The organism is Streptomyces lacrimifluminis, assembly GCF_014646095.1.
GTDB classification, from domain to species: domain Bacteria; phylum Actinomycetota; class Actinomycetes; order Streptomycetales; family Streptomycetaceae; genus Streptomyces; species Streptomyces lacrimifluminis.
Window position 1 is genome coordinate 367,396 of record NZ_BMMU01000004.1, and the last position, 18,662, is coordinate 386,057.

The 18,662-nt window shown below is 70.2% G+C and carries 15 protein-coding genes; 10 read left to right on the plus strand and 5 right to left on the minus strand.

What is annotated here, in order from left to right; translation table 11 throughout:
* Nucleotides 1-304 precede the first annotated feature (304 nt).
* The 9 genes from IEY89_RS09215 (at nucleotide 305) to IEY89_RS09255 (ending at nucleotide 11,753) form a co-directional block, all read left to right on the plus strand.
* Nucleotides 305-955 (plus strand): (2Fe-2S)-binding protein, encoded by a 651-nt coding sequence (locus tag IEY89_RS09215; protein ID WP_189146792.1) that lies wholly within the window; start codon nucleotides 305-307, stop codon nucleotides 953-955.
* Between the two features lie 13 nt (nucleotides 956-968).
* The gene (locus tag IEY89_RS09220; protein WP_189146793.1) at nucleotides 969-1,949 is read left to right on the plus strand and encodes an FAD binding domain-containing protein; all 981 of its coding nucleotides are present in this window, start codon (nucleotides 969-971) and stop codon (nucleotides 1,947-1,949) included.
* Nucleotides 1,946-4,141: a xanthine dehydrogenase family protein molybdopterin-binding subunit gene (locus IEY89_RS09225; RefSeq protein WP_189146794.1), complete on the plus strand. Its 2,196-nt coding sequence runs from the start codon at nucleotides 1,946-1,948 to the stop codon at nucleotides 4,139-4,141. Before IEY89_RS09220 ends, IEY89_RS09225 begins: the two co-directional genes overlap by 4 nt.
* A 154-nt stretch (nucleotides 4,142-4,295) precedes the next feature.
* Nucleotides 4,296-5,435, plus strand: a complete 1,140-nt coding sequence (locus tag IEY89_RS09230) for an XdhC family protein (protein WP_189146795.1) — start codon at nucleotides 4,296-4,298, stop codon at nucleotides 5,433-5,435.
* 170 nt (nucleotides 5,436-5,605) lie between these two features.
* Nucleotides 5,606-6,511, plus strand: a complete 906-nt coding sequence (locus IEY89_RS09235; RefSeq protein ID WP_189146796.1) for an NADP-dependent oxidoreductase — start codon at nucleotides 5,606-5,608, stop codon at nucleotides 6,509-6,511.
* 92 nt (nucleotides 6,512-6,603) lie between these two features.
* The gene (locus IEY89_RS09240; protein ID WP_189146797.1) at nucleotides 6,604-7,665 is read left to right on the plus strand and encodes an alkene reductase; all 1,062 of its coding nucleotides are present in this window, start codon (nucleotides 6,604-6,606) and stop codon (nucleotides 7,663-7,665) included.
* 11 nt (nucleotides 7,666-7,676) lie between these two features.
* Nucleotides 7,677-8,153: a MarR family winged helix-turn-helix transcriptional regulator gene (locus IEY89_RS09245; protein ID WP_189146798.1), complete on the plus strand. Its 477-nt coding sequence runs from the start codon at nucleotides 7,677-7,679 to the stop codon at nucleotides 8,151-8,153.
* Nucleotides 8,154-8,605: 452 nt separating this feature from the next.
* Nucleotides 8,606-8,824: an NmrA family NAD(P)-binding protein gene (locus tag IEY89_RS40495; RefSeq protein ID WP_229695116.1), complete on the plus strand. Its 219-nt coding sequence runs from the start codon at nucleotides 8,606-8,608 to the stop codon at nucleotides 8,822-8,824.
* Between the two features lie 82 nt (nucleotides 8,825-8,906).
* Complete coding sequence (locus tag IEY89_RS09255; protein WP_189146799.1) at nucleotides 8,907-11,753, plus strand: helix-turn-helix transcriptional regulator; 2,847 nt, start codon at nucleotides 8,907-8,909, stop codon at nucleotides 11,751-11,753.
* Nucleotides 11,754-12,559: 806 nt separating this feature from the next.
* Here the strand turns inward: IEY89_RS09255 and IEY89_RS09260 are convergent.
* From IEY89_RS09260 to IEY89_RS09280, 5 genes are all read right to left on the minus strand, one after another.
* Nucleotides 12,560-13,417, minus strand: coding sequence for a hypothetical protein (locus tag IEY89_RS09260; protein ID WP_189146800.1), 858 nt, complete (start codon nucleotides 13,415-13,417; stop codon nucleotides 12,560-12,562).
* Between the two features lie 117 nt (nucleotides 13,418-13,534).
* Complete coding sequence (locus tag IEY89_RS09265; RefSeq protein WP_229695117.1) at nucleotides 13,535-14,374, minus strand: hypothetical protein; 840 nt, start codon at nucleotides 14,372-14,374, stop codon at nucleotides 13,535-13,537.
* 41 nt (nucleotides 14,375-14,415) lie between these two features.
* Complete coding sequence (locus tag IEY89_RS09270; RefSeq protein ID WP_229695118.1) at nucleotides 14,416-14,820, minus strand: hypothetical protein; 405 nt, start codon at nucleotides 14,818-14,820, stop codon at nucleotides 14,416-14,418.
* An 868-nt stretch (nucleotides 14,821-15,688) separates the two neighbouring features.
* On the minus strand, nucleotides 15,689-17,248 hold the full coding sequence (locus tag IEY89_RS09275; RefSeq protein WP_189146802.1) for a site-specific integrase: 1,560 nt from the start codon (nucleotides 17,246-17,248) through the stop codon (nucleotides 15,689-15,691).
* A gap of 3 nt (nucleotides 17,249-17,251) precedes the next feature.
* Nucleotides 17,252-18,136, minus strand: a complete 885-nt coding sequence (locus tag IEY89_RS09280; protein WP_268240725.1) for a helix-turn-helix domain-containing protein — start codon at nucleotides 18,134-18,136, stop codon at nucleotides 17,252-17,254.
* Nucleotides 18,137-18,357: 221 nt separating this feature from the next.
* Here IEY89_RS09280 and IEY89_RS09285 point away from each other — a divergent pair, with 221 nt between their 5' ends.
* Nucleotides 18,358-18,648 carry a helix-turn-helix domain-containing protein gene (locus IEY89_RS09285; protein ID WP_189146804.1) on the plus strand — a complete coding sequence of 97 codons (291 nt, stop codon included), beginning with the start codon at nucleotides 18,358-18,360 and terminating at the stop codon, nucleotides 18,646-18,648.
* Nucleotides 18,649-18,662: the final 14 nt, after the last annotated feature.

Sequence of the window (18,662 nt, forward strand, 5' to 3'; positions counted from 1 at the left end):
CCCAGGGCATCAGGGCGTTCGGACCACCGGTCCCGGCGGCGTCCCCGGTGGGCTGCCCATCGCCCCAGGCCAGGAAGGCATTTTCGTATTTCCGCCTCAACAGCCGCCGTGTCCAATCGAAACGGCGAGGGCAAAGGGGGAGGAAAGTCTCCCTGCCACGGGCGTTGCCGGTGGTGCGAGACTTCCCGCGAGACCAGCCCTCCTGTGGAGGCGAGCGGTCACCGATTGCCCGTGGTGGTGACGATCCCGCCTGATGTCCCTCTGTCGTGCACGACGGATCCGTCCGTGATGCGAAGGCGTATGTATGTCTGACGAACTCCCTCAATGCGAAGTTTCTCCCCCCACCGGATCCAGCGAGTCCTCTCCGGCGCCCAGTCGGCGCGGTTTCATCGCCACCAGTACCGTCCTGGGCGGCGCGGTCGTCGCGGGCGGTGTGATCGGGGGCCCGTCCCTCCTCGGCCCGGAGGAGGCGAGCGCCGCTGACGCGTTGCCGTCCAGCCGGGTCTCGTTGACGGTCAACGGCACCCGTCGGACCGTGACGGTCGACAACCGCACCTCCCTGCTGGATCTGCTGCGTGAGCACTTCGGTTTGACCGGTTCGAAGAAGGGCTGCAATGCGGGTGCTTGTGGTGCGTGCACGGTGCTGGTCGACGGGCGGCGGGTCAACTCCTGTCTGACGCTGGCCGTGCGGCTGGAGGGCGTAGAGGTCACCACGATCGAGGGCTTGGCCGACGGCGATCAACTGCACCCTCTGCAGCAGGCGTTCATCGACGAGGACGCCTTCCAGTGCGGCTACTGCACCCCCGGCCAGATCCTGTCCGGCGTGGGCTGCATCCAGGAGGGTCACACCGGTTCGCCGGAGGAGATCCGGGAGTGGATGAGCGGCAACATCTGCCGCTGCGGCTGCTACGTGAAAATCGTGCGCGCGGTCCATTCGACCGCGGGCCGGAAGTAAGGAGCGGCCCTTCATGCATCCCTTCACCTACACCCGGGTGTCCGACACCGGCGAGGCCGTCAACGCCGGTCACCGTGGCGGGCGTTACATCGCCGGCGGCACCACCCTGGTCGACCTGATGCGCGAGACCGTCGAGCACCCCGAGAGCCTGGTCGACATATCCGGCCTGCCGTTGCGCGAGGTGACCGTCACCGAGCGCGGGGGCCTGCGCATCGGTGCCCTGGTGACGATGGCCGAGGCCGCCGCCCACCCCAAGGTGCGCACCCTGTACCCCGTCATCTCCGAGGCGCTGGAGCTGAGTGCCTCGGCCCAGCTGCGCAACATGGCGACCGTCGGCGGGAACATCATGCAGCGCACCCGCTGCACCTACTTCCGGGACGTGACCGCCGCCTGCAACAAGCGTGAGCCCGGCTCGGGTTGTGCCGCGCTGCACGGCTTCAACCGCTCCCACGCGATCCTCGGGACCTCCGAGTCCTGTGTGGCCACCCACCCCTCCGACGCCGCCGTGGCGTTCGCGGCGCTGGAGGCGCAGGTGCACCTGCTGGGCCCGGGCGGGGGGCGCCGAATCCCCTTCGCCGACTTTCTGCTGCGACCGGGTAACACCCCGGATCGTGAACAGGCGCTACGACGAGGCGAGTTGATCACAGCGGTCGAGATCCCGGCACTTCCGCGTCCGCTGAAGTCCGGCTACCTGAAGGTGCGCGACCGGCAGTCGTACGAGTTCGCCCTGACCTCGGCGGCCGTCGCACTGCACCTCCGCGGCGGGCTGATCCGCGAGGCGAAGGTCGCTGTCGGCGGGGTCGGCACCGTGCCGTGGAAGCTGCCCGCGGTCGAGCAGCACCTTCTCGGCGAACGTCCCTCGGAGTCGTTGTGGGAGGCCGCTGCCGCGAAGGCGACGGCCGGCACCCGGCCCCTTGAGCACAACCGCTTCAAGGTCGAGCTGCTCAGGCGGACCGTCGAGCGTCAGCTGCGCATCGTAGGAGGTACCAAGTGAGCCCCCAGCCGCAGGCAGCCGTCGGCGCGCCACTGTCCCGGGTGGACGGCCGGCTGAAGGTGACGGGCAAGGCGCTGTACGCCGCCGAGCACGATGTCGATGGGGCCGTACACGCCGTGATCGTCGACGCGGGCATCGGGCGCGGCCGTATCACCGGCATCGACACCCGCTCCGCCGAAACCCACCCGGGCGTGCTGAAGGTGATCCATCACCGCAACGCGCCGAAGCTGCCGTACCGTGACAACAGCGGGTCGAACAACCCCGAGGGCCGACGGCTGCGGGTCTTCCAGGACGACCGGGTCCGCTTCCACGGTCAGCCGGTCGCCGTCGTGGTGGCCACCACCCTGGAGGCCGCGCAGCACGGCGCAAGCCTGGTGAAGGTCCGTTACGACGCCGAGCAGCCCTCGACCGACCTCACCAAGGCCGAGCCGGACAGGCCGACGAACTACGCGCGCGGCGACGCCGAAGCGGCCCTGCGCTCGGCAACCGTACGGCTGGACCTGACCTACCGCACGGCGCGCAACCACCACAATCCGATGGAGCCGCACGCCACCATCGCCCGCTGGGACGGCGGCAAGCTCACCGTGTGGGACAAGACGCAGTGGGTGGTGGGCACGCAGACCGAGCTCGCGGCGGTGTTCGGTCTGGAGACGGACGCGGTGCGCGTCATCTCGCCGTTCGTCGGAGGCGGTTTCGGTACGTCGCTGCGCTGCTGGCCGCACGTGGTCGTCGCCGCGCTGGCCGCCCGTGAGACGAAGCGTCCGGTCAAGCTCGTGCTGAGCCGCAAGCAGATGTACCTCGGGACCGGATTCCGGCCGTCCTACGAGTACCGCCTGCGCCTCGGCAGCGACCGGCGCGGCCGTCTGTCCGCCGCGGTGCACGACCTGGACGCCGAGACCTCCTCCTACGAGAAGTTCACCGAGTCCATCCTCGCGGCCGGGCAGATGCTCTACAGCATGCCCAACGTGAGCCAGGCGTACCGGACGGTGCCGCTGGATCTGCCCACGCCGCTGTACATGCGCGGCCCCGGCTTCCAGACGGCCTCCTTCGTCATCGAGTCGGCCATGGACGAACTCGCCCACAAGCTCGGCGTCGACCCGATCGAGCTGCGCCGGCGCAACGAACCGAACGAGGACGAGTCGTCCGGGCTGCCGTTCTCCACCCGCCGGCTGCGCGAGTGCTACACCGTCGGTGCCCGCGAGTTCGGCTGGCACCGCCGCGCCCCCAGGCCCCGCTCGACGCGTGAGGGGGACTGGCTGATCGGCAGGGGCATGGCCGCCGGCGTCTACGACACCGCGCGCATGCCCGCCCAGGCCCGGGCCCGCCTGGACGCCGACGGCACCGCGCTGGTCGAGGCCGCCGCCACCGACATGGGCCCGGGTACGTACACCTCCCAGACCCAGGTCGCCGCCGACGCCCTCGGACTGACCGTTCGCTCGGTCACGTTCCGGCTGGGGGACTCCCTCTACCCGCCGACCCCGCCGCACGGCGGCTCGATGACCATGGCCAGCGTCGGCTCCGCCACCCTCGACGCCTGCAACAACGTCCGCCGCCAGGCGATCAACATGGCCGTCGAGGACCGCGAATCACCGCTGTACGGGGTGGCGGCCGACGACGTCGTGGTCCGGGGCGGCCGACTGCACGTGAAGAACGATCCCACGCGCGGGGAGACCTACCGGCGGCTGCTGGCCCGCAACGACCGCACCCACCTGGAAGCGGACGGGTCCTTCGCGCCCCCGTCGGGGCCGGAGCGGCACTCCTTCTACGGCTACAACGCCACCTTCGCCGAGGTGGCCGTCGACGCGACGCTCGGCCTGGTGCGGGTGCGGCGCGTGCTCGGCGTGTACGACGCGGGCCGCATCATCAGCCCCAAGCTCGCCGACAGCCAGGCGCTCGGCGGCATGGTCGGCGGCATCGGCACGGCCCTGCTGGAGCGCACGGTCACCGACCACCGCGACGGCCGGATCGTCAACGCCAACCTCGCCGACTACCTCGTGCCCGTCAACGCCGACGTCCCCGACCTCAAGGCCATCTACCTGGACGGAGAGGACCGCGAGGCCGACCCGCTCGGCGTCAAGGGCCTCGGAGAGCTCGTGATGATCGGCGTGGCGCCCGCGATCGCCAACGCGGTCTTCAACGCCACCGGCCGTCGCGTCCGCGAACTGCCCATCACTGCTGAGGCGTTGCTCTAGCCCTGGCTTTCCTGCCAGTGAAGGGCCACCGACCGGTCCGGCGACCTGTCCCCCGCCGGGTTACCGGCCCCCGAGGGCCGCCGCCGCGTACACGCTCCCCGTCGGCGTGGCGGCGGCCCGCCCCACCCCCACGGCGAACCACGGAGAACGACCCATGCTGAACATCGCGGACACACTGCACCGCTGGTGCCGTGAGGCACGCCCCTTCGCCCTGGCCACCGTCGTCGACGTCACCGGCAGCGCACCCCTGCCGGTCGGCAGCTCGGTCGCGGTGGACGAGGACGGCAACGCGGTCGGCAGCATCTCCGGCGGCTGCGTCGAGGGAGCCGTCTACGAACTGTGCCGACAGGTCCTGCACGACCAGGGTCCACCCCAGCGCGCCTGGTTCGGCTACTCCGACGACGACGCCTTCGCCGTCGGGCTGACCTGCGGCGGTGAACTCGACGTCCTCGTGCAGCTCATCGACCCCGCAGCTCAGCCGCACCTGACCGACGTCCTCGACGCCGTCGTTCAGGGCCGACCGGCTGCCGTGGCGCAGATCGTCGACGGCCCCGACGACTTCCTCGGCTCCACTCTCGGCGTCCACGGCGATGACCGTGCCGCCTGCGGGAGCGTGGGCGGCGGGCAGACGGACCGGCTAGTGGCCGACCGGGCCAGAGCCCTGCTGCGAGCCGGCCGCACCGCCCGTGTCGACATCGGCGGGGCAGGGGAGGAGTGCCCAGATCGCCTGTCCGTCCTCGTCCACGTGGCGGCGGCCCGCCCCCGCATGCTGATCTTCGGCGCCGTCGACTTCGCCGCCGCCCTCAGCCAGTCGGGACGCTTCCTCGGCTACCGGGTCACCGTCTGCGACGCCCGCCCCGTCTTCGCCACGGCGGCTCGCTTCCCGCACGCGGACGAGGTGGTGGTCGACTGGCCCCACCGCTACCTGGAACGCACCGAGGTGGACGAGCGAACCGCCGTCTGCGTCCTCACCCACGACGCCAAGTTCGACATCCCTCTCCTGCGACAGGCGCTCGAACTGGCCGTCGGCTACGTCGGCGCCATGGGCTCCCGCCGCACCCATGACCAACGCCTGCGACTCCTGCGTGAAGCCGGGGCGTCGGACGAGCAACTGGCCCGGCTGCGCTCCCCGATCGGGCTTGACCTCGGCGCCCGCACGCCCGAGGAGACGGCTCTGTCGATCACCGCGGAGATCGTCGCCCACACCCATCAGGGCACGGGTCGACCTTTGACCCAGATCACCGGACCCATCCACCGACCCGACCGGCCAAGGCAGCCTGTTTTGGCCAGGTGAGCACAGACAGGTGAGCCCCGAGGAGATCGACGCGACCACGACCGATCTTGAGCGGCCCGAGCGGCCCGAGCGGCCCGAGCGGCAGCAAATACTTGGCTAGCCACACGTTTACTGTTATGTTCATTATGTGTCTAGCCACCTAAATGGGTGGTGGCGCGAGAGGAGTCGTCATGAAAGCCATCCTGTTCGACCGCTTCGGAGGCACGGAAGCGCTGCGCGAGGCGGACATCGAGGTCCCGCAGCCCGGCCCCGGGCAGATCCGCGTCCGCGTCAGGGCGGCCGGGCTGAACGCGCTGGACGGCAAGATCCGCTCCGGGGCAATGGAGGCCAAGTTCCCGACGCCGCTGCCCGCCGTCCCCGGTGGCGAGCTCGCCGGCGTGGTGGACGCCCTGGGTGAGGGCGTGAGCGACGTGCAGGTCGGTGATGAGGTGCTGGGCTGGTCGGACACGGGCTCGTACGCCCAGTACGCGCTGGCCACCACCGTGGCCCCCAAGCCCGCCGACCTCGACTGGCAGCACGCGGTCGCGCTGCCGGTGGCCGGCGAGACGGCCGAGCGGGTCCTGGACCTGCTGGGGGTCGTCGCCGGGGAGACCGTGCTGATGCACGGTGCGTCCGGAGCGGTGGGCACCCTGGCGGTCCAGCTCGCCACGGCCCGCGGAGCACGCGTGATCGCCACCGCAGGCCCCTCCAACCAGGACTACCTCACCTCGCTCGGCGCCACCGCGACCGTGTACGGCGAGGGCCTGGTCGAGCGGGTGCAGGCGCTGGCCCCCGACGGCGTGGACGCGGTGTTCGATCTGGCCGGGAAGGGAGCCCTGGAGGACTCCATCACCCTGCGGGGCGGCACCGAGCGCATCGTCACCATCGCCGACTTCGGTGCACGGCAGCTGGGCATCACCTTCTCCCAGGGATCCCAGGAACGCTCGACCACCCGCTTGGCCGCCCTGGCCCAGGACGCCGCCGCCGGCAAGCTCGTCACCACCGTCACCGCCTACCCGCTCGACCAGGCGGCCACGGCCCAGCAGGTCAGCGACGCCGGGCACGTGCGGGGCAAGCTCGTCCTGACCGTCGACTGAGCACGCCCGCCCACCGCCTTTCCGCCTCCCCACGACCACCCGCTGCCTTTGCGGTGACCGACCGTGTCACCGCCCTGTCGAAGGACCCCCTCATGCTGGATTCCCTGTGGACGCCGACCATTCTTGGCGGCATCCCTCTGCCGCACCGCCTGGTCATGGCCCCCATGACCCGTGACCGCTCCACGCCTGAAGGCGTACCGACCGAGCTGAACGCCGAGTACTACGCCCAGCGGGCCTCGCACGCGCTCATCATCACCGAGGGAACCCAGCCCTCCGCCGACGGCCAGGGCTACCTCCTGACCCCCGGTATCCACCACGACGAGCAGATCGCCGGGTGGCGCAAGGTCACCGACGCCGTGCACGCGGCCGACGGCCGGATCATCATCCAGCTGATGCACACCGGACGCATCGCCCACCCCGACAACACCCCCCACGGGCGCCGGCCGGTCGCCCCTTCGGCGATCCGGCCGCAGGGCACGATGTTCACCGCGTCCGGGCCCCAGGAGATGCCGACACCCCGAGCCCTGTCGACGCAGGAGGTCGCGGCGACCGCCGACGACTTCCGCCGCGCCGCAGCGGCCGCCGTCGCGGCAGGCGCCGACGGCGTGGAGATCCACGGCGCCAACGGCTACCTGGTGCACCAGTTCCTGTCCGACAGCACCAACCAGCGCACCGACCGCTACGGCGGTTCCCTCGACAACCGCATCCGCTTCGCCGTCGAGGTCGCCGCTGCCGTGGCGGACGAGATCGGCGCCGACCGCACCGGCCTGCGCATCTCCCCCGGCAACCCCTACAACGACATCGCCGAGTCCGACACCGCCGAGCTGTATCCGGCGCTCCTGCGCGCCCTCGGCCCGCTCGGCCTCGCCTACCTCCACGTCCTCCACGCGGGCGACGAGGAGCTGCTGGGCACCCTGCGCGCACTGTGGCCGACCACGCTGATCCTCAACCGGGGCGGTACCGACCTGCCCACCCGCGCGAAGGACATCGACAACGGCATGGCCGACCTCGTCTCCGTCGGCGCCCTCGCGCTGGCCAACCCGGACCCGGTCGAGCGGCTACGCTCTGACGCGCCGCTGAACACCCCCGACCCGGCGACCTTCTACGGCGGCGGAGTGGCCGGCTACACCGACTACCCCACCCACACCGTCTGAGGAACCGCATCATGGCCGCTCCCACACCCCATATCCCCGCGACGGCCGACGAGGGGCCGATGAGCTACGCGATCTTCCAGCTCGCCCGCGCCCACCGGGCCCGCGCCGCCGCCATGCTCCGCGAGATGGACCTGCATCCCGGACAGGAACTGCTGCTGATGCACCTCCTGGACCGGGACGGCCAGACCCAGTCCGAGCTGCTCGAAAGCGTCGGCCTGGACCACTCCACCGTCTCCAAGTCCCTGCGCCGCATGCAGGACGCCGGCCTGCTCATCCGCGAGCCGGCCGAACACGACCGGCGCGTCATGGTCGTCCACCTCACCGACAAGGGCCGTGCCCTGCGCGAGCCCCTGGCAGCCATGTGGCGGGCCCTGGAGGAGACCTCCGCGCTGAACCTGTCGGCGCAGCAGGCAGAGTCCTTCGTCCGCACCGCCTACGCCATCACCGACGCGATCAACAGCCACGCCCTTCCCCGGGAAGAGTCCTAGTGACTCCCCTCGGCCCGCGCCCCGGTTCCGGCCTGGAATACGCCTCGTTTCCGGCGTTCCCGCGAAGTGGACAGTGCTCCAGCGCGCTCAGCTCAGGAAGACCCGTGCCGAACGGAGCCAGGAGAACGGGGTGAGCGGGGCCCCAGCGTCCGGCGCGAACGCGAGCTGTCCCGGTGAAATCAGGACGGACTCACTCGGGGCGCAGGGCAACACCCCCTGCGGGGCCGCAGTGCCCTTCCCCGTCGCCGTCCGGCCGCCCATCGAGGACCGCCGCGTCACCCTCGTCCGGGGCGCCTTCGACCTCTGCAAGCTCCCGCAGGCCTGCTGTGACCGGCGCCCTGGACCCACCCACCTCAGACCGGCCCCTGAGCGATCCGGGCCGAAGACGCTCACGACTGCGGCCACCGCTGCCCCGCCCACCTCTTCCTCCGCCTGATGGAAACGAGGCCCCCATGGCCACCACCGGCTCCACCACCCTCCCCGTCCTCGTGGTCGGCGCGACCGGCTCCCTCGGGGGCAAGGTCGTCGACGAACTGCTCAAGCGCGGCAGGAACGTCCACGCTCTGGTCCGGCCGACCACCCGGGCGAGGGTTGCCCGTCCCGCGCTGACCGACGCTCGCCCGCGCGGGCCGGAGGCTCGCCGTCGGCGCGTGGCCGTCGACGCGGTGTGAGATCGAGAACACGAACCCACAGGTTGTCAGTGGGGTACGGCACGATGTGCTGGGGCACCAACTGCCGTGGGGGCGTGAGGGCATGACGACGGAACGGACACCGCTGGTCGGCAGAGAGGCGGAACTCGCGCGACTGGACCGGCTGCTGGCGGATCTGGTGGGGGACGTGCCCGGCCGCCCGGCGGTGCTGGACGTCGGCGGTGAGGCGGGCATCGGCAAGAGCCGACTGGTCCACGAGCTGTGCCTGGCCGCGACGCGGCGCGGGGCGGCGGTGCTGCGCGGCCGGGCGACGGAGTACGAACGCCACATCCCGTTCCAGCCGTTCACCGACGCCTTCTCCGACCTCGCCCCGGAGGCCGTCGAATCCTTCCCGGCGGCTGCCGAGGTCGCTCCGGTGCTCAGCGGCACTCCCCGCAGCACGGACCGCTTCCACCTGCACCGGGCCACCGCCGCCCTGTTGACCCACACCGCGACGTCTCCGCTGGTCGTGGTCCTGGACGACATGCACTGGGCGGACGCCGCGTCGCTGGAACTCCTCGACCATCTCGTACGGCACCCCGTGCGCGCCCGCGTCCTGCTGGTCCTCGCCCGCCGAGACCGGCAGAGCCCCGGGCCGCTCGCCGCGACCCTCACCCGCGGCACGGAGACCGGCACGGTACGGCGGACAGTCCTCGGCCCGCTCGGCGAGCGGGAGTGCATCGAACTGCTCACCCCCGACCTGGCCCGCGACCAGGCCGTACGGCTCTTCACGGCGAGCGAGGGCAACCCGCTGTACCTGCTGACCCTGCTCCAGGCGCACCGCGAGGGCGCATCGGTGAGCCGACTGTCCACGACCGGCCTCGGGGCGCTGCTGCTCGACGAGCTGACCCCGCTGACGCCGTCGCAGGGCCGGCTCGTCCAAGTGGTGGCAGCTCTGGGCGACCACGCCACGCCCGCGCTGCTCGGGCCGGTGACCGGCCAGGAGCCGGGGCAACTGACCGAGGATCTCGGCGTACTGATCGGGCGCGACCTGCTGCGCACCGGCACGCACGGGCGGATCGCGCTGCGCCACCCCGTGCTGCGCAGCCTCGTCCGCGACGGCACCGACCCCTGGCTGCGAACAGAGACCCACCGGCTCGTCAGCGCCGAACTCGCCCGGGCCGGCGCCCCGTTGGCCGAGCGGGCGCACCATGCCGAGCAGTCGCTGTCCGGCTGGGACCCGCGGGCGGCGGCAGTGCTGGACGAGGCCGCCGAGCAGGCCGCACAGACGGCGCCCGCGAGCAGCGCGCACTGGCTTGAAATGGTGCTGCGGCATCTTCCACACACGCCGGAACACGCGGGCAGACGGCGCGAGTTGATGCTGCGGCGGGCCCGGGCGCTGGGCGTCGGCGGCCGGCTCCGGGAGAGCCGGGACCTGTTGCACCAGGTGATCGACCTGCCCGACCCGGGCGACGGGACGGGGTCACGGGCGTCTGCTGTCGTGCTGTGCGCCGTCATGGAGCGCCATCTGGGGCGTTACTCGGAGGCGGTCGCCCTGCTCCGCCGCGAATTGCACCGCACTGATCCCGCGCCGTCGCTCGCCGACCAGGTGGCGCTGGGCCTGGAGCTGGGCTCCTCGGCCCCGCACGACACCTCGTACCCGGCGGTGCGCTCCGAGGTGGCACACACCCTGGAGGTGGCCCGCTCCCTCGGGGACGAGACGGGGGTGGCCGGTGCGCTGAGCGTCGCGGCGCTGGGAGAGGCGTACGAGGGGGAGACGGCCGCGGCGGACGACTTCACCCGCCGGGCGGCGGCCCTCGTGGACTCGCTGCCGGACGGCGATCTGACCGGCCTGTGCGAGCCGCTGGTACGGCTGGCCTGGGCGGAGGCGTTCCTGGAGCGCTTCGCCGACGCCGAGCGGCACGCCGATCGCGGCATGGCCATAGCCCGCCGCACCGGCCAGCTCTACCTCCTGCCCCACCTTCTGCTGTGCAAGACACACGTGCGCACCCAGACCTGTCGGCTCGCATCAGCAGTGGAACTGTCCGAGGAAGCCGAGGACATCGCCCGCGGCATCGGCAGTGACGAACTGCTCGCCTTCGTCCTCGCGACCAGAGCCCACGCCCTGGTTGACGCCTGCCCACCCGGCGATCCGCGGCCACTGGCCACCGCCGAGGAGGCGGTGGCCGCGGCGGGTCTGGGCGTCAACTGGTGGGCGTCCATCGCCTGGTGCGTACTCGGCTACGCGGCGCTCACCGCCGGCGACCCGGCCCGTGCCCGGGAGGCGGTGCTGCGTGCCGGCGGACCCGGGCTGCGGCGGATGCAGCCCTCCATGCGTCCCCTGTTCCTGGAGGTCCTGGTGACCGCCGCCGTCACCATGGGTGACCTGGACGCGGCGAAGGACTGGGCCGAGCGGGCCCACGAGGAGGCCGAGCGGCTCGATCTGCCCGTGCAGCGCGCCTCGGCCATGCGCAGCGCCGCGCAGATACGCCTCGGTCTCGGTGACGACAGGGCGGCGGCGGACCTGTTCGTGGCGGCGGCCGACGAGAGCGCCCGCAGCGGAGGGGTGTTCTGGGAGGCGTTCTCCCTGCTCTTCGGCGCCTCCCTGCTGGCGGCGGACCCGGACGGTTCGCAGCGGGGGCAGGCGGCCTGGCACCGGGGGCGGCGGCTCGCCGCGGCCGGGGGTTGCGGGATGCTGACCGGTTTTGCTGAGGCGGTCGGCCCGGCGGTGGCCGCCGGGGCCGACGGACCCGAGCGTCGCCTCGCCGAACTGACCGCCCGCGAACGGGAGATCGCCCACCTCGTCGCTGACGGCCTCACCAGCCCGGCGATCGCCGAACGACTCTGCCTGAGCCGCCGCACGGTCGAGACCCACATCTCCCGGATCTACCGCAAGACGGGAGTCTCATCGCGGGCAGCTCTGGCGAGCCTGATGGCGGGGCGCACGCCGAGGCCCTCCTCGAGAGGATGAGCCACGCACGGTTCGAGCCGCGGATACCGGGGGTCCTGTGCGTCAGCCACAAGTCACAAGGGGCGGGACTGCGTGAGCGAGCGGCGTTGTTGGTGTGTCAGACCGGTCAACTGCCCCGCCCGACCCGACCTGAGCTGAATCCGGTGCGACAGCCTGGGCACTGTCAGTTGTGCGTGACTGGGGACATTCAGGTATACGCCGACACCGGTGTGCTCTCGCCGGTGTGCTCTCGTGCGAGCGGAGGTGATCCGGCGCGCTGCGCCGCGCCACGCTCCCTGCGCTCGCGTGCTGTCCGGGCATGGTCACCGCTCTTCGACTCCTCGGCCATGACCACGGATGATCTCTTCTGACGCTGGGCCGTCCATGTGATGAAGCGTTCCGGGCCGGGGAGAGACGGGCCCCTATGAAGGGGGGTTCTCCGCATCTCTCGTCCACGGAACGTGTCCGCCCTTATGCCCGTATGCCCGTACGGCTCAGCGGGTGACGGCCGGCCCGCGCGGCGGGCCGGCCACGGTCGACATCACGGGATCAAGGGAGGTCGGAACGGAGGCGTACTCCTCGCGCGCGTCCTGGCTGTACTGAGGATCAGGCGGTCGGCCTCATCCTCAGTCCCCTCCTCCTCCGTGCCCTCGTGCCGGGATCAGTCGTGCGCGGAGTCGAGGTGCCGGACGACTGCCGTGTCCAGCTTCACGGTGCCGTACTCGGCGAAGACCTGCACGCACAGGACCGAGCCCGGTCCAAGTGCCCTCGGCGGTGACCGGTGAGCCCCTGCGAACCTGCCACCGCGGTCTCGGCCGGGAAGCCGCCTACCTGACGTCGACGAAGTCGCCGGGCGCCGTCGCGGAGCCGGTCGTGGCGGTGCCGGCGAAGACGAAGCGGTAGTCGCCGTCGGAGCCGGCCTTGGTGGTGGTGCTCAGGGCGCCGGTGCGGCTGGTCCTGACCGTCTTGAGGGTGCTGTAGGTGCTGCTGCCCTTCTTGCGGAACTGCAGCCTCACCGGCTGGGTCGAGTACCCCGAGGACTTCCCTGTGGTCCAGTCGGCGCGGGTCAGCTTGCCGGTGACCGTGATGGTCTTGCCCTTCTTCACCGGCTCCGGGGAGGCGTTGGCGGTCAGCTTGGCGGCACGCTTGATGCTGGTCCTGGCGACGTCGTCGTCGTAACTGGCGTTCGCGTAGAGGTCGTAGGCGCCCAGGAAGAGTTTCCAGGTCCCCGCGGTGCCGTTGCCGGCCTTGAAGGCGACCGCGGGGTCGATGGTGAAGACCGTCTTGCAGCTGTAGCTGTAGCCGCCCTGGACCGGCGTCTCCGTGCAGGTGGGGTACTCGTCCGACTCCAGGCCGCCGGTGATGGTGTCCGTGCTCGAACTGTCGGTGCCCTGCCACAGGAACGCCTGGGTGATGGCTACGCCTTCCTCGTCGAAGGCGGTGAACGTGACGGGAACGGCCTTCTTGCCCGTTACACCGAGAACGATGTCTTTGCCGTTGTTGACGACTCCGTTCTTGAATGTGGTGCCGCCCAGCGAGTCCTTCGGCTGGACGCTCTGCGAGGCGAAGGCTCTGAGACCCGTCGCCGCCCCAGGGTGCTCCGCTGCCTGGGCGGCGCCCGGAAGAACGAGCGCCGAGAGTACGACGGCGCCGGAAAGGACGGCAGCCGCAGTGCGTATACGCATGTGATTCCCCCAGGGTGAGGTCGGGTGGCCCTGCCGAACTGGCATTGCGCCAGGGCCCGTTGATGTGGTGAAAAGGTCGGTGCACGCTCAGATCCCGCCAGATCCCGCGGAAGGGGCTCAGGGCGTGGGAGAGCGGAGGACGTCGTCGATGTCGAAGCTGCGGTCGGGCGTCGGGTAGAGGTTTGTCGGGTAGAGGTCCGTCGGCTGGGAACTCGGTGGGGGCACATCGGCCGGGTCGGCGGTGGGCTTGCCGTCCGAGCTGCACACCTGCGGTGCCGAGGGCTCGGACAGTTCGTAGTCGGCGACCCGCTGGGACCGGAAGTCCACGGTGGCGCGACCCCAGACGCCCTCTCCGGCGCCGGCCTCGACCTCCTTGGGCAGTTCCTTGCTCGTCAGCGGCTTGCCCACGGTGATCGAGAGGAGGGCGCCCTCGCAGGGACTGCGGTCCGTCGCGTAGAGGGACGCAGGCAGGGCGATCTTCCGCTCGACGCTCGCGTCCGCATGGAGTTCGACGCGTTTCTCCCGGCGGATGTCGAAGTAATAGTCGTAATAGTCGGATCGCGTCCCGTCCGAGAGGCGTTCGCCGTCTGCGCCGTTCGCGACTCCGTACACCAGTTTCCAGAACTCGACCTGCACGGTGATCTTCCGGCAGAGCGGTCCGTTGTATCCCGGCAGGCTGACAACCCTCAGCCCGTCGTCCGCATGGTTCTCCTCGGGCATGTCGACGAAGCGCCGGACCCAGTCCCTGGATTCCTCGACCGTCCACCCCTCGTTGTCGTGGCAACCGGACGCCCCGGTCGGATACGGGGGAGTGATGGACGGGGTCGGCGAAGGGCTCGGCGACTCGGACACCCCCGTCGCGCTCTCGGACGGATCCCCGGAAAGGGAGGTGCCCTGGGCGCTCGAACAACCCCCGGTGAACAGGACGGCCACGGCGAGGGCCGCGACGACAGGCACGACGGAGTCGTTCCGCCTGGGTACGTACCTCGGTACGTACCTCATCGGTCGAACCAGTTCCTGGCTTCCGCGGAGCTGAAGCCCCGCAGCACGGCGAGGGCGAAGGCGATGCCCGGGAGAACCGGGACGCCGCCTCCCTGAAGCAGTCCCAGCACACCGCTCAGCAGGCTCAGCGCCTCGATGACGACGACCGTGACACGTATCCCGTTCGACCGCTTGCCCGCGAACACGCCGCACAGCAGAAGCGCCCCGGCCATCAGCAGCGACAGCACCGCCAGGAACCGGAGCAGCCCGGCCCCTTCCTCCTGACCGTGGTCCGCCGCGTCGTTCACCAAGGCCAGCAACAGGAATCCCACCGCCAGGTTCAGCACGGCCTGGACCCATACCCCCACCAACGCCGGCCCGACACTCTTCGGCATCTGCGCTTTCACGCTCGGTGTCGTCATGAATCCAAGCAAACGGCACACATGCCAGGGACACATCGGTAGGAATACGTAGTCCATGTACGGATGCCATCGCCGCCCGGCCGCCGCATCTCCTCCGCCGTCGTTTCGGCGCGCGGAAACACGCCTGCTGCTCTCCGCGACGAGGTCCACAGGCGAGACCAGGATGCGAGCGCCGGGCCAACCCCGCCGACCGCACGGCCGACGCGCCCCTGGACGCGGCCGGGCACCGGCATGCCCGCCCGGGACGACTGCCGCGTCGGGGACAGCAGCCCTTGCTGTGCAACCTGCCGTTGGAACGACACGAACCAGCCTGGAGACACCGTCGCCTTGGCCACGGCTCCGCGGTCCCGGCCCCGGTACGGCCCCTGGGTTTTCTCATCGGCCTCAAGGCAGCCGCCCCGAGCGACAGCCTCAATCATCTACTCAGCCGCAGATCAGACGGGTTGGATCTCCCCCGAGCACCGCCGCACCGTCAACCCACGAGCAGCGGATCCAGCCCGTCCAGCCAAACTTGACGCCCCGACACCCAAAAACGAACGTTTCCGCAGGTCAGATCCTGCGCAGGTGGGGCGGGTGGGACTCGAACCCACGGCCGACGGATTATGAGTCTCCGGTGACGTTGATACGCCTAATTACGTCTTGTGCCGGTCGCTGTCGGAGTCGTTCACTTAGTGCTGGTCACGGGCATGATCCGGGGCGCTTCCGTCGCCTCCCCGTGCCGTCTTCTGTCGCCTTCTTTCGGGCACTTCCGGAGCGTTCGGCCGAGCAATGGCCGAGCAGAAAGGCCCCCGACCCGCAGGTCGGAGGCCTTGCCTCGTCCCCCCAACGGTACTCCTACGACGGCCCGTTGTCAGTGCTGCCCCGCGCCTCAGCTCGCCTTCCGGGCACGCGGTACGACCAGCGCCGCCTTCTCCGCGATCTCCAGGTCGACTTCCTTCAGCAGGCTCGTGTACGTGTTGGACGTCAGCCGGATGTCGTCGTGCCGCAGCGTCTCCTTGATCGCGTGCAGGTCTCCCCCGCCCGCATGGATCAGCGTCGCCGCACAGTGCCTCAGATCCCGGAGGTTGATCGGCGGCAGGTCTGCCCGCTGGCAGACGCGGCGGAACTCGTCCGACACCTTCTCCGGGTGCAGCCACCGGCCGTCGACATCGACGAACGCCTTCCCCGTGTCCGTCCAGTCGTCCACCTTCTTGCCCTTGGCCCGCTCCTTGGCCGCGTACTCGTTCCAGGCGACCCGCTCGGCCGGCTGCCGGGCCTTGTGCTCGCGCAGCACAGTCACGTTCAGGGAGTCGAGGGCGATCGTGGCCGCGCTGCTGTCCGTCTTCGGCACGCCTTCCTCGGGCGTCCACTGGCGCACCACGATGTTCTTGGCGATCGTGATCGCCTGCCCGTCGAGGTCGACGTCCCGCCAGTCCTGCCCGACCGCCTCACCACGGCGCAGGCCCCGGAACGCGACGAGGTGGAACAGGGCGTAGAGGCGGCTCGACTCGGCCTCGTCGAGGAACGCGCCGATCTGCGCGGGCGTCCACACCATGACCGCCGACGGCTTCTCCCCCGTCGCGCGCCAGTGCTCGACATGCTGCTCAGCCCACAGCGCGGCCTTGGGCCGTTTCCCGGAGTCGAGCTCCACCCAGGACGCCGGATTGAAGGTGATGAGCTGCCGCCGGATCGCCGCGTTCAGCGCGGTACGGAGCGTCGCCCGGATCCGCTGCTTCGTCGCCGGACCGGTGATGGTCCGGTAGGGCGGCATCGCGGCGAGCTTCTCCCGCTCGACGGCCAAGCGCTCCGACTCGGCGGCTGGCGGGCGGGAAGCCTTCCCCCACTTGGCGCGCGCTTCCTGCTCACGCCGGGCGGCGTTCTCGGCGGCGATGGTCTCGTTGGTCTCGTCGATCCGGTCGAAGAACTCCTGGACGTGGGCGACGGTGAGCTTGTCGACCCGGTAGTGGCCCAGGCCTGGCGCGAGGTGCACGCGGATGTGGGACTTGTAGCCGTCGGTGGTGGTGCCCTTGGTCTTCTTGGACGCCACCCACGTGTCGAGCCACTCGGTGATGGTCATCTTCCCGTCGAGGGGCACGCCCACGCCGAGCTTGCGGGACACCTCGACCGGTTCGGGTATCGGTCGTCGCGCCGCCATCAGGCCCGCGAGGAGGTCGCCGACACGGCATTGCCCGTCCTCGTCGTCCCCGGCGAGTTCGAGGATGGCGCGGATGCGGTCGAGGTCGGTCTGCGCGTCCTTCGCCAGGGGGTAGCCGGTGCGGCGGAAGCGCCGGCGCTGCCCGTCGGAGTCGACGGGGAGTTCCTGGTGCAGCTCGTGGTTGCCGTGGCTGCGCTTCGTCAACTGTGGGCACGTCGTCCCGAGCCGTTTGCCGTCCGGGCCGCGGCACTCGCAGCGTTTACTGATGCCGCCAGCGCGGCGAGATGCAGGCATGTACTACTCCCCTTCGACGCCCAATGGGCCATCGGCCAGCACACCTGACACCTCAGCCTCCGGCAGTTCGCGAACAATTCCGTGTAGATCATCCCTCAGGCGAGGAAGAAGCAGGCCCCAGTCCCGCATGTCGATTCGGGCTTTTTCCAAGTCCATCGCACGTTCACGGATAAGCTCATCAGCACTATCCAAACTCATCTTAATGTACGTAGCGTTCCCGGCCTCCATCTCCGCTCTCCGCCTTTCAGCCATTGCCTCATTAACTGCAACTACGGACCGTAGAAGATGAGCGCGAGGTAGCGAGCTTTCGTCACCTTCCGAGATCGCCCGGTCGAGTCGATCCTGAGCAGCAGCTTCTTCCGCCTGAGCTTGAATCAAGTGTTCCGTCGCAGCTTGCAACCGTTCAGCCGCGATTGCATCGTCGGCACGGGCATAATGCGCCCGGAGCTCTTCCCTCTGAGCGAGACGCGCGCGTAGATCCTTCACCAGGGCTCGATGCCTCCGATAAAGGAACAATGCGTTCCTGGAGAACGGAACCTTTGAGTCAATCGACCTAACGCCGCTGAACCATTCCACAGCATTCAGCGGGTCAATTTCCTTTCCTGGTAGAGCCTCCACCACGTCCGTTCGCCCCACAGGAAAAACCAAGGCGGCGGGAGGGACATTCAGGGCGGCAGCAAGCACGAGAACCTCCGCGATCGTCACTGTCGTGCGTCGGCCGCTCTCAAGGTTGGCCAACACCGATCGCTGGATCGGCATGCCGACCTCGGTGCAGCGATCGGCGAGCTGCTGCGCGCTCAACCCTTGGCTCTGCCGGTGCCGCCGAACCTCGCGAGCAACCGACAGGGCGAGACGAGTGGACCAGTCAGGGGCGGGGGGTTGGGTCATGTCGGCGAGACTCCCACGGCATTGATGGCTCGGACCAGCCGAACGGACTTGGACTATGCGGCACGTACGCCAGCGAGCCCAGACGCGTTGTCAGGATTCAGCAACGGTGTCACGACTTCTGTGAGCGCACAAGACAGCAGCGCTTGACACGGCCGGAATGAGGGGTCCAGACTCGGCACCACTTCCCCAGGAAACAACTTCCGCAAGGAGTGCCACGAATAATGACAACGGCCACCCTGCGCGGCCCGCTCACCCGGAGTGAGCTGCTCGCGCTTCCCGCCGCCGTTGACGTGGAGACCGCCGCACGGGCCTTCGGGATCGGTCGAACCACGGCTTATGCCCTGGCCAGGACCGATCAGTTCCCCTGCAAGGTGCTCCGCGCCGGCAAGGCGTACCGCGTGATCACCGAGGACCTGCTTCGGGTCCTCCACATCGCGCCGGAAAACAGCGACGGCGCCGGGCCTAGCCGCCCGACGCCGTCTGACGAGAACGCCCTCACCAACCAGCACTAACCAGCAAGACGGCG

Coding starts and splice junctions, on each gene's coding strand:
- IEY89_RS09215 (WP_189146792.1), top strand. CDS start 305: ATGTCTGACGAACTCCCTCAATGCGAAGTTTCTCCCCCCACCGGATCC.
- IEY89_RS09275 (WP_189146802.1), bottom strand. CDS start 17,248: ATGCCTGCATCTCGCCGCGCTGGCGGCATCAGTAAACGCTGCGAGTGC.
- IEY89_RS09260 (WP_189146800.1), bottom strand. CDS start 13,417: ATGCGTATACGCACTGCGGCTGCCGTCCTTTCCGGCGCCGTCGTACTC.
- IEY89_RS09270 (WP_229695118.1), bottom strand. CDS start 14,820: ATGACGACACCGAGCGTGAAAGCGCAGATGCCGAAGAGTGTCGGGCCG.
- IEY89_RS09220 (WP_189146793.1), top strand. CDS start 969: ATGCATCCCTTCACCTACACCCGGGTGTCCGACACCGGCGAGGCCGTC.
- IEY89_RS09255 (WP_189146799.1), top strand. CDS start 8,907: ATGACGACGGAACGGACACCGCTGGTCGGCAGAGAGGCGGAACTCGCG.
- IEY89_RS09285 (WP_189146804.1), top strand. CDS start 18,358: ATGACAACGGCCACCCTGCGCGGCCCGCTCACCCGGAGTGAGCTGCTC.
- IEY89_RS09235 (WP_189146796.1), top strand. CDS start 5,606: ATGAAAGCCATCCTGTTCGACCGCTTCGGAGGCACGGAAGCGCTGCGC.
- IEY89_RS09230 (WP_189146795.1), top strand. CDS start 4,296: ATGCTGAACATCGCGGACACACTGCACCGCTGGTGCCGTGAGGCACGC.
- IEY89_RS09245 (WP_189146798.1), top strand. CDS start 7,677: ATGGCCGCTCCCACACCCCATATCCCCGCGACGGCCGACGAGGGGCCG.
- IEY89_RS09280 (WP_268240725.1), bottom strand. CDS start 18,136: ATGACCCAACCCCCCGCCCCTGACTGGTCCACTCGTCTCGCCCTGTCG.
- IEY89_RS40495 (WP_229695116.1), top strand. CDS start 8,606: ATGGCCACCACCGGCTCCACCACCCTCCCCGTCCTCGTGGTCGGCGCG.
- IEY89_RS09240 (WP_189146797.1), top strand. CDS start 6,604: ATGCTGGATTCCCTGTGGACGCCGACCATTCTTGGCGGCATCCCTCTG.